General features: G+C 72.4%; 9 protein-coding genes. 6 read left to right on the top strand and 3 right to left on the bottom strand.

Going from position 1 to position 10,307, the window contains the following annotated elements; genetic code table 11:
* Positions 1-47: 47 nt before the first annotated feature.
* Positions 48-1,358, bottom strand: a complete 1,311-nt coding sequence (locus tag ACRDP3_RS17550; protein ID WP_431517902.1) for a glycoside hydrolase family 18 protein — start codon at positions 1,356-1,358, stop codon at positions 48-50.
* 337 nt (positions 1,359-1,695) lie between these two features.
* Between ACRDP3_RS17550 and ACRDP3_RS17545 the strand changes: the two genes are divergently transcribed.
* A complete protein-coding gene (locus tag ACRDP3_RS17545; RefSeq protein ID WP_431517901.1) occupies positions 1,696-2,886 on the top strand; it encodes an acyl-CoA dehydrogenase family protein in 1,191 nt (396 codons plus the stop codon).
* 61 nt (positions 2,887-2,947) lie between these two features.
* On the opposite strand, the gene ACRDP3_RS17540 is transcribed toward ACRDP3_RS17545, so the two are convergent.
* On the bottom strand, positions 2,948-3,604 hold the full coding sequence (locus ACRDP3_RS17540) for an endonuclease (protein ID WP_431517900.1): 657 nt from the start codon (positions 3,602-3,604) through the stop codon (positions 2,948-2,950).
* Between the two features lie 108 nt (positions 3,605-3,712).
* Positions 3,713-4,108 (bottom strand): hypothetical protein, encoded by a 396-nt coding sequence (locus ACRDP3_RS17535; protein ID WP_431517899.1) that lies wholly within the window; start codon positions 4,106-4,108, stop codon positions 3,713-3,715.
* A gap of 200 nt (positions 4,109-4,308) precedes the next feature.
* On the opposite strand from ACRDP3_RS17535, the gene ACRDP3_RS17530 reads away from it, so the two are divergent.
* From ACRDP3_RS17530 to fxsA, 5 genes are all read left to right on the top strand, one after another.
* A complete protein-coding gene (locus ACRDP3_RS17530; RefSeq protein WP_431517898.1) occupies positions 4,309-4,749 on the top strand; it encodes an Lrp/AsnC family transcriptional regulator in 441 nt (146 codons plus the stop codon).
* Positions 4,750-4,830: 81 nt separating this feature from the next.
* Positions 4,831-6,474 (top strand): amidohydrolase, encoded by a 1,644-nt coding sequence (locus ACRDP3_RS17525; RefSeq protein WP_431517897.1) that lies wholly within the window; start codon positions 4,831-4,833, stop codon positions 6,472-6,474.
* A gap of 508 nt (positions 6,475-6,982) precedes the next feature.
* Positions 6,983-8,845: an apolipoprotein N-acyltransferase gene (gene lnt, locus ACRDP3_RS17520; protein WP_431517896.1), complete on the top strand. Its 1,863-nt coding sequence runs from the start codon at positions 6,983-6,985 to the stop codon at positions 8,843-8,845.
* Positions 8,842-9,612, top strand: a complete 771-nt coding sequence (locus ACRDP3_RS17515; RefSeq protein ID WP_431517895.1) for a polyprenol monophosphomannose synthase — start codon at positions 8,842-8,844, stop codon at positions 9,610-9,612. Before lnt ends, ACRDP3_RS17515 begins: the two co-directional genes overlap by 4 nt.
* 3 nt (positions 9,613-9,615) lie before the next feature.
* Entirely contained in the window at positions 9,616-10,263 is a 648-nt protein-coding gene (gene fxsA, locus ACRDP3_RS17510) for an FxsA family membrane protein (protein WP_431517894.1), read from the top strand.
* Positions 10,264-10,307: the final 44 nt, after the last annotated feature.

Genomic DNA, 10,307 nt, shown 5'->3' with positions numbered 1-10,307 from the left:
CGCGGATGCGCGGCGGCGCGCGGTGGCGCCGGCGCGGCGTGGGTCGGTCAGTTGATGGCCTTGATCAGCTCACCGCCGGTCGTGTCGCCACTGAGCTCCCAGAAGAAGGAACCGCCCAGCCCCTTCTGATTGCCCCAGTTCGTCTTGCTTCCGATCGTCGCCGGGGTGTCGTAGCTCCACCAGTTGTTGCCGCAGTGCGCGTACGCGGTGCCCGCGACCGTACCGTTGGAGGGGCACTTGCTCTTGAGCACCTTGTAGTCGTCGATGCCCTGCTCGTACGTGCCGGGCGCGGGACCGCTCGCCGTCCCGCCCGGCGCCGCCTGGGTGACGCCGGTCCAGCCGCGTCCGTAGAAGCCGAGGCCGAGCAGCAGTTTGCTCGCCGGGACTCCCATTCCGGTCAGCTTCTCGATGGTCGCCGTGGCGTTGAAGCCGTCCTTCGGGATGCCGTCATAGCCGGTCAGCGGCGAGTGCGGGGCGGTGGGGCCCTGTGCGTCCCAGGCGCCGAAGTAGTCGTAGGTCATGGGCAGATACCAGTCGGCGTACTGGGCCGCGCCGGCGTAGTCCGTAGCCTCCAGCTTGCCGCCCGCGGAGGCGTCGGCGGTGATCGCGGCCGTGACGAGTTTGCCTCCGCCGAGCTTCGCGCGCAGCGCCTTCATCACGTTCGTGAAGGCCTGCGGGCCGCTCGTGTCGCAGGTCAGTCCGCAGGCGTTGGGGTACTCCCAGTCGATGTCGATGCCGTCGAAGAGTCCGGCCCAGCGCGAGTCGTTGAGGAGGTTCGCGCAGGATTCGGCGAACGCCGCCGGGTTCTTCGCGGCCTCGCCGAAGCCGCCGGACCAGGTCCAGCCGCCGAAGGACCACAGCACCTTCAGGCCGGGGTGCTTCTTCTTCAGCTTGAGCAGCTGGTTGAAGTTGCCGCGCAGCGGCTGGTCCCAGGTGTCCGCCTGGCCGTCGACGCTCTGGTCGGCGGTGTAGGCCTTCTCGTAGTCGGCGTAGCCGTCGCCGACGGTGCACTTGCCGCCCTGGACGTTGCCGAAGGCGTAGTTGATGTGGGTGAGTTTGTTCGCGGATCCGGACGTCTCGATGTTCTTGACGTGATAATTGCGCTGGTATACGCCCCAGTTGGTGAAGTAGCCCACCACCTTGCCGGCGGCAGAGGCCTGTTGGGCCGATTGCTGCGCCGAGTGAGCCGTCTGCTGCTTCCCGGTCTCCCGTGCCGTTGCCGCTCCGGCGGCACCGGCGCCACCGGCCAGCAGTGAGGCGGCCAGCACGGCCGTGGCGCCGGCGGCGACGAGGGCGAAGAGCCCGCGCCGGGCGGTTCGTGGCCGGCTTCGCTGTCGTCGTACCTGAAGTCTGATCATGGTTCTCCTCGCGGACGTGGGGGCGGGAGGTTCGCGCCGAAATCTAGAAGGACTAGACCAGTACGTCAATGGTCCGAACCAATATCCGCAATCCCCGTCCACGCGCCCTCACCTCGCGCCCCCGCCGGCCCCGTGCGCCCGTGACGCGCGTGCCGCCGATCGGGCATACTCCTTTTCGCCCCAGCCGCTGGTCAGCCGCCGTCGCAACCCGGCGCGGCACCATCACGGCAGGGGAGTGTCACTCCGGTCGCGGCGACCCTGCCCGTGGACCGAACACGGCGGCGCCACCACACCCCGGTCCGTCGCCCGCAGCCCTCAACAGGAGGAGAGCGTCACGATGCCCGAGTACGGACCGCGGCCGGTGGACCGCCAACTGCCCACCCAGGAAGCCCGCGATCTGCTGGCACTCGTACGCGAACTGGTCCAGCGGGAGATCCGCCCACCCGCGAGCGAGGACGAGCGGGCGGCCCGCTTCCCCCGTGAGACCTGCACCCTGCTCTCCGGCTCCGGGCTGCTCGGCCTCCCCTACTCTCAGGAGTACGGCGGCGGCGACCAGCCCTATGAGGTCTATCTCCAGGTGCTCGAGGAGCTCGCCGCCGCGCGCCTCACCGTCGGTATGGGCACCAGCGTGCACACCCTCTCCTGCCACGCCCTGGCCCACTTCGGCAGCAAACAGCAGCGCGCCGACCACCTCCCCGCCATGCTCGGGGGCGGCCTCCTCGGCGCGTACTGCCTCTCGGAGCCGGCCTCCGGCTCCGACGCCGCCTCCCTGAGCACCCGCGCCACCCGGGACGGCGACGACTGGATCCTGGAGGGCACCAAGGCCTGGATCACCCACGGTGGTGTCGCCGACTTCTACACGGTCTTCGCCCGTACCGCCGAGGAGGGAGCGCGCGGCATCACCGCCTTCCTCGTCCCCGGCGACGCCGCCGGGCTCGGTGCGGCGGCACCCGAGCGCAAGATGGGACTGCAGGGATCACCCACCGCGCAGGTCCACTTCGACGGCGTACGCGTCAGCGACACCCGGCGTCTCGGTGACGAGGGGCAGGGCTTCACCATCGCCCTGTCCGCGCTCGAGTCCGGCCGCCTGGGCATCGCCGCCTGCGCCGTCGGTGTCGCCCAGGCCGCCCTGGACGAGGCCGTCGCGTACACCCGTGGCCGCGAGCAGTTCGGCCGCCCCGTCGCCGACTTCCAGGGCCTGCGCTTCATGCTCGCCGACATGGCCACCCAGATCGAGGCGGGGCGGGCCCTCTACCTCACCGCGGCCCGGCTGCGGGACGGCGGCCACCCCTTCGGCCGGGAGGCCGCCATGGCGAAGCTGTTCTGCACCGACGCCGCGATGCGGGTGACCACCGACGCCGTCCAGCTGCTCGGCGGCTACGGCTACACCATGGACTTCCCCGTCGAGCGGTACCTGCGTGAGGCCAAGGTCCTGCAGATCCTCGAGGGCACCAACCAGATCCAGCGCATGGTCATCGCCCGGCACCTCACAGGCCCCGAGAGCGACCGCGGGATCCGCCGAACGTAGAAGGCGCACGTACGGGCGGGCGGGCCGGCGGCTCGGGCGTCCGGGCCGCCCGTACCGTCCGCTACGCCGCCGCCAGCACCTCCTCGACCACCTTCTTGTCGAGCGCGGCCCGCACCAGACCCGCCGCCAGCCGGGCACGGTCGCGCTCGGCGACCAGCCCGGACAGCTTTTCGGCCGACCGGGGCAGGCCGAGCCGTTCGGCACCCTGCTGTGCCTTGCCGTCGAAGTACGGGCCGAACTCCGGCCACACCTCCTGCACTTCCCGCAGGAAGATGTCAGTGCCGGTCGGCCCGATACCCGGCACGTCCAGCAGCCGCTTCTTCGGATCCGGGTCCTCACGCAGTCTGCGCAGATCACCCCGGTACTCCCGCAGCAGCAGCTCCGCGCCGTCACCCAGCTGGGTGGCCGTGCGCTCGTCGTATCGCCGGTAGCCGCCCACGCCGAGCGCGTCCACCCGCTGCTGCCAGCTCGCTTCCGACATCCGCCGCGGGTCCCGCAGCCCGGCGTCCGACAGTGCCCGGGAGGCCGCCACCGCGATGCTCGCCTGGATGCGGGCACTGAGCAGCAGGGACAGCACCAGCAGCCGGTACAGCGGCGAGGGGGTGTCACGCAGCGCGATACCCGCCTGGCCGGCGTAGGTCCTGCCGTGCAGGTCCAGCAGCGCTCGTACTGTCGCCTCGTCCTTCGCCGACTTCCGCGGCGCTTTCGTCTGTGTCATGACGGCCTCACTCACCGGTCTGCGGCAGGGGACGCCACGAGTGCCCGCCGGGCACCCGAAATCCACCTCCCCGAGCTCCGGAGGCCCCGGCCGGAGCAACGGCCGTCGCTACGGGCGGTGCGGCTCCCGTACCGCATGACCGCTCGCGCGGCCCGCGTGTGAGAACGGCTGCATCCGCCAGTCCAGCCCCTCCGGGAGCGTCAGCAGCGCGCTCACATCGTGCTCCTGAAGTCCCGGGATCGTGCACAGCGGCGCGGCCTGCGCCGCGGCCCGTCCCGACCCCTGGCACACCGTCAGCCCGAACGGCTTCCAGGGCGACGCGCACAGCGCGTGCTGCGGCAGGTTCTCCTCCTCGGCGAGCAGGGCGATCGGCTGCCCGCAGTCCGGGCAGCTCACCCGGAAGATCTCGTAGGTTTCCGTCTCGTACGCCTCAGCGGTCAGCGCCTCCTCCATCGCCGCCACGGCGGCGGCTTCAGACGTGCGGACCCGCTTCACAGTGCGCATGCAATCCCCCTCGGGTGAACCGGCCGGGCATCTCGCCTCCGGCCACAGCAAGCACTTCCCGTGGCGCCATCCGCGTAATCGCCGCCCGCCCAGTGACACGAAAGCGTGAGTGTGGCCTTCGTCACACATCGGGCCCGCAGTGCCGGCCGGTTCCGCGTCCGCTGTGCCGGAGCGTGCCCGGCGCAGTAGGTTGACCTGCTGTGGAGGAACTGGACCGGCAAATCGTCGATCTGCTCGTCAAGGACGGGCGGATGAGCTACACCGACCTGGGCAAGGCCACCGGCCTGTCCACCTCGGCGGTGCACCAGCGTGTGCGTCGGCTGGAGCAGCGCGGTGTCGTCCGCGGTTACACCGCACTCGTCGATCCCGAGTCGGTCGGTCTGCCGCTGACGGCCTTCATCTCCGTCAAGCCGTTCGACCCCAGCGCACCGGACGACATCGCCGAACGGCTCGCCGACGTACCGGAGATCGAGGCCTGTCACAGCGTCGCCGGCGACGAGAACTACATCCTTAAGGTGCGCGTCGGCACCCCCATCGAACTCGAACACCTCCTCGCCCGCATCCGCTCGCTCGCCGGCGTCTCCACCCGTACGACGGTCGTTCTCTCCACCCCCTACGAGGCGCGCCCGCCCCGCATCTGACATCGCCGCCCGGGCCGGTACGGACGCGACCGGCGAACCCCCGCACGGCGTCCGCGTGCGCCCGGGCGGGAGACTGTCGCCATGAACGACAGCGCCGCCCACGGCCACGACAACCGCACCGTCCTGCTGCGCGGGGGAGAGGTGCACAGCCCCGCCGACCCGTTCGCGACCGCGATGGTGGTCGAGGGCGGCAGCATCGCCTGGATCGGCTCCGAAGGCGCCGCCGACTCCTTCGCCGAAGGTGTCGAGGAGACCGTCCACCTCGACGGCGCACTGGTCACCCCGACCTTCACCGACGCACACGTGCACACCACCGCCACGGGCCTGGCGCTGACCGGCCTCGACCTGACCGGTGCCCGTACGCTGCGGGACGCGCTCGACCGGATCCGCGCGCACGCCGCGGTCCGGCCCGGGGACCGGGTGCTGCTCGGCCACGGCTGGGACACCACCGGCTGGCCCGAGGGACGCCACCCCACCCGGGCCGAGCTCGACGAGGCCGCCGGCGGCCGCCCCCTCTACCTCAGCCGCATCGACGTGCACTCGGCTCTCGCCACCACCGCACTCCTCGACCTTCTCCCCGGCATCACCCGGCGCACCGGCTACACCGAGGGCGAACCCCTGACCCGCGACGCCCACCACGCCGCCCGCGAGCGGGCCCACGGCTCCCTCACCACCGCCCAGCGCGCCGAGGCCCAGCGGGCAGCGCTCGAGCACGCCGCCTCCCTCGGCATCGGCGACCTGCACGAGTGCGCGGGCCCCGACATCTCCGGCGAGGACGACTTCACCGCCCTGCTCGCGCTCGCCGCCGAGGAGGACAACGGCCCCCGCGTGCACGGCTACTGGGCCGAGCCGGTCACCTCCGCCGCGGGCGCCGCCCGGATCCGGGCGCTGGGCGCCGTCGGCGCAGGCGGTGATCTCTTCGCGGACGGGGCACTCGGCTCGCACACCGCACACCTCACCGCCCCCTACGCCGACGCCCCGCACACCGGCACCGCCTACCTCGACGCCGAAGCCGTCGCCGCACACGTCACCGCCTGCACCGAGGCCGGACTCCAGGCGGGTTTCCACGCCATCGGCGACGGCGCCGTCACGGCCGTGACCCAGGGCGTGCGGGCAGCCGCCGAGCGGGTCGGCCTGGACCGGGTACGCGCCGCGCGGCACCGCGTCGAACACGCCGAGATGCTCACGGGGCAGACCATCGCCGAGTTCGCCGAGTTCGCCCTCACCGCCTCCGTACAGCCCGCCTTCGACGCCGCCTGGGGTGGCGCGGAGGGTATGTACGCCACCCGGCTCGGCACGGAGCGCGCCCGCACCCTCAACCCGTACGCCGCGCTCCTGCGCGCGGGGGTACCGCTGGCCCTCGGCTCCGACAGCCCGGTCACCCCCCTCGACCCGTGGGGCACCATCCGGGCCGCCGCCTTCCACCGGACCCCCGAGCACCGCATCTCCGTACGAGGCGCCTTCACCGCCCACACCCGTGGCGGGCGGCGCGCCGTCGGCCAGGACGACGCGGGCGTCCTCGTCCCCGGCGCTCCGGCCGACTACGCGCTCTGGCGAACCGGCGACCTGATCGTCCAGGCCCCCGACACCCGGGTCGCCAACTGGTCCACCGATCCCCGCTCCGGCACCCCCGGACTGCCCGACCTGACGCCCGGCGGTCAACTCCCCGTCTGCCTGCGGACGGTGGTGGCGGGACGCACCGTCCACGCACGGCCGAACGAGTGATGTGTGCGCGTCCCGTACGGCCGAACCTGCGTGCCCCGGGACCGTCGTGACCCCGCTGCCTCCTCGGCAGTGACCTGCTGATTCGGCGAAACGCCGCAGGTAGCGTGGCTGTTGACAGGCGATGCCCGAGGCCCGGTAGGTTCGGCCAGGTCCACCACAGGACGTCCGGCTTGCCATTCCGCGCGCAGTCGTCGAACGCCGCTGGGCCAGGGGGTGGTGTGCCGCACCGGGACACCACCACTGGGAGCCAGGTCCAGCGCCCACGGCACGGGGGCGGGAGGTTCAGGCTGGCCGGCAGGTGCGACCCGGGTGGGGCCCGGATGCTCAGTAGACAACGGCTCTCGGTCGACTCGCAGCCAGCGGGTCCCAGGTCGGCCCGAAGGGCACCGGGCCCCCATCCGCAGCAGACGTCGCAGGCGCACGGTGAATCCGAACCCACGGCCCGCGCACGTGCCCGCGCGTTATACGGTCACTTCACCACCGCACGACCTGCAGGAAGGCCGCGACCGTGCCATCGGGTTCCGACACCACCGCCGCATCAGCCGTCGGCGGCACGTCCGCCGACGGCCCGGGTAGCTCCGGGGGGACGCCGCGAGCACGCCGCCGGACGACGCCAGGGGACGGCGGGGCCGGCGTCACGGACTCCGCGGAAGGCGACGCCACGGGCACAGCGGCCGCAGCCGGGGAAAGCCCAACCGGGGACCGGACGGAGCCGCGGCCGGGCCGGATCCGGCGGCTGGGCCGCTTCGCCCGCCGGGAGGCTCCGCGTACGGGCTGCGCCGTCACGGCAGGTGTCGCGCTCGCTCTCGCCTTCCCGCCGTACGGACTCTGGCTGCTGTCGCTGGCCGCTGTCGCCACGCTCAGCCTGCTCACCCGCGGCCGTACCGTCCGGCAGGGCGCCTGGACCGGCCTCGCCTTCGGCTGGCCCTTCTTCACCGTGCTGCTCAAGTGGCTCCATGTCGTGGGCTGGGACGCCGTATTGGGCCTCGCCTTCGTCGAATCGCTGTTCATCGCCGTGCTCGGCGCCGCCCTCGCCCTCACCTCGCGGCTGCCCCTGTGGCCGCTGTGGGGCGCCTGCCTGTGGGTCGCCGAGGAGTGGGCCCGCGACCGGGCACCGTTCGGCGGGTTCCCGTGGGGACGGCTCGCCTTCGCCAACACCGGCTCGCCCTACACGCCGCTCGCCGCACTCGGCGGCGCGCCGCTGGTCACCTTCGCCGTCGCGCTGACCGGCACCCTGACCGCCGCGGCAGCCGCAGCCGCCTGGCACAGTCTCCGCCGTGCCCGAACGGCGGAGACGGTGGACACGGCGGCCGACGCGCCCCGCCCGCGCCTTCGCGGGGCCGCGACTCTCCGGCCCCTCCTCGGCTCCCTGGCGCTCGCCATGGCCGTCACCGCGGCCGGTTACGCCGTGCCGGTGCCCACCGCGGCCGACGACAGCGTCGACATCGCCGTCGTCCAGGGCAACGTGGAGAAGCCCGGCATGGACTTCCTCGGCCGCCCCATGAAGATCCTCAACAATCACGTCGACGCCACCCTCGACCTCGCACGCAAGGTCAAGGCGGGCAAGGCCGAGCGGCCCGACCTGGTCATCTGGCCCGAGAACGCATCCGACCTCGACCCGTTCAAGTGGCCCGAGGCAGGCGACCGCATCGATGAGGCCGCCCGGGCGATCGGCGTCCCCATCCTGGTCGGCGCGCTCGTCGACCACCCCACCAAAGAGGGCTACGTCGAGAACCAGGGCATCGTCTGGGACCCGAAGAAGGGCCCCGGCGCCTCGTACACCAAGCAGCACCCGGTGCCCTTCGGCGAATACGTACCCTTCCGGGACCAGCTCAGCAAGGTCATCAGCCGGCTGCAGCGCGTTCCCCGCGACTTCTGGCCGGGCGACCACACGGGTGTCCTGCAGACCGGCCCCGCCCGTCTCGGGGACGTCATCTGCTTCGAGGTCGCCTACGACGAGATCCCGCGGGACACCGTCAGGGCGGGCGCCCGCGCACTGGTCGTCCAGACGAACAACGCCACCTACGGCAACACCGGCCAGCCCGAGCAGCAGCTGGTGATGTCCAAACTCCGCGCCGTCGAGCACGGCCGTGCCGTGGTCACCGCCGCACCCAGCGGCATCAGTGCCGTCGTCGCCCCCGACGGCACTGTCCAGCAGCGCACCGAGGAGTTCGAACGGGACGTCATCACCGCCCGACTTCCACTGCGGGACGACATCACCCCGGCCGACCGCGTCGGCGCCGCACCGGAGTGGATGCTCGCTATGGTGGGCGTCCTCTCCTGCGCCGGGGCCTGGTACGTCGGGCGACGCGAGCGGCCCGCGCGGGAGGCGAAGCAGGCACGGCGGAACCACGAGGGGCAGCAGCGGTGACGGACGGCGGACGGCGGCGGGAGTACGGGCCGCTCGGCACGGTTTTGGTGATCATCCCGACCTACAACGAGGCCGACAACATCGAGCCCGTACTCACGCGGGTGCGCTCGGCCGTGCCCGAGGCGCACGTTCTCATCGCCGACGACAACAGTCCCGACGGCACCGGCAAGATCGCCGACGAACTGGCGGCCCATGACGAGCACGTCCAGGTGCTGCACCGAAAGGGCAAGGAGGGCCTGGGCGCCGCATATCTCGCGGGCTTCCGCTGGGGCATCGAGCACGGCTACGGCGTCCTGGTGGAGATGGACGCCGACGGCTCGCACCAGCCCGAGGAACTGCCCCGCCTGCTCACCGCGCTCAAAGGCGCCGACCTGGTGCTCGGATCGCGGTGGGTACCGGGCGGCCGGGTCGTCAACTGGCCGCGGTCGCGCGAATTCATCTCCCGTGGCGGCAGCACGTACTCACGGCTGCTGCTCGATGTGCCGCTACGGGATCTGACCGGCGGCTTCCGCGCCTTCCGTGCCGGGACCCTGCAGGGGCTGGGCATGAACGCCGTCGCCTCCCAGGGCTACTGCTTCCAGGTCGACCTCGCCCACCGGGCCGTGCGCGCCGGATTCCATGTGGTCGAGGTGCCGATCACCTTCGTCGACCGCGAGCACGGCGACTCCAAGATGAGCCGCGACATCGTGGTCGAGGCACTGTGGCGGGTCACCGCATGGGGTGTACGGGGCCGGGTGAAAAGAATCCTCGGCCGCAGGCACACTTGAACCATGACGAGCCGTGCACCGTACCCGCAGGAATCACCACGTGAGCAGCCGGGCTCCGGGACCTCCGGAGGTCCCGGGGGAGCGGGCGCGGACCTTGGCCGCCGCCCCCGCGTCCGCAGACTCATCCCGCTGGCAGTTGCGGCTTGGGCCGTTCTGGAGATCTGGCTGCTGACCCTCGTCGCGGAGGCGGCCGGCGGCCTGGCCGTGCTGGCACTGCTGGTCGCGGGCTTCCTGCTGGGGGCCTTCGTCATCAAGCGGGCGGGGCGGCGTGCCTGGCGCCGGCTGGCCGAGAACGTCCAGAAGGCACAGCAGGCGCAGCATGAACGGGGCGCGCCGGACGGCGAGGGCGAGAGCGGTGCGGGCCGCGGCAGTGGGGGCAACGCCCTCGCGATGCTCGGCGGGCTGCTCCTCATGGTGCCCGGGCTCGTCTCGGACGTGGCCGGGCTGCTCTGCGTCTTTCCGCCCACCGCCGCTGTGATGCGCCGCGCCACGCAGCGCTACCTCGAGCGCCGGGCAGGCTTCGCGCCCGGCACCATCGGGGACGCCTACCAGCAGACCCGCAAGGCGGAGGAGCAGATGCGCATCCACCGCCCGGACGGCAAGGTCGTCGAGGGTGAGGTCATCCGCGACGACGGCCCGTCCACCCGCTGACCGGACCGCACGTGACAGCGGGGGCCGGTGACCATGTCACATGG

The organism is Streptomyces sp. (assembly GCF_050698815.1).
Taxonomy (GTDB): Bacteria; Actinomycetota; Actinomycetes; order Streptomycetales; family Streptomycetaceae; genus Streptomyces.
This window is presented reverse-complemented; position numbering and strand designations above follow the sequence as displayed.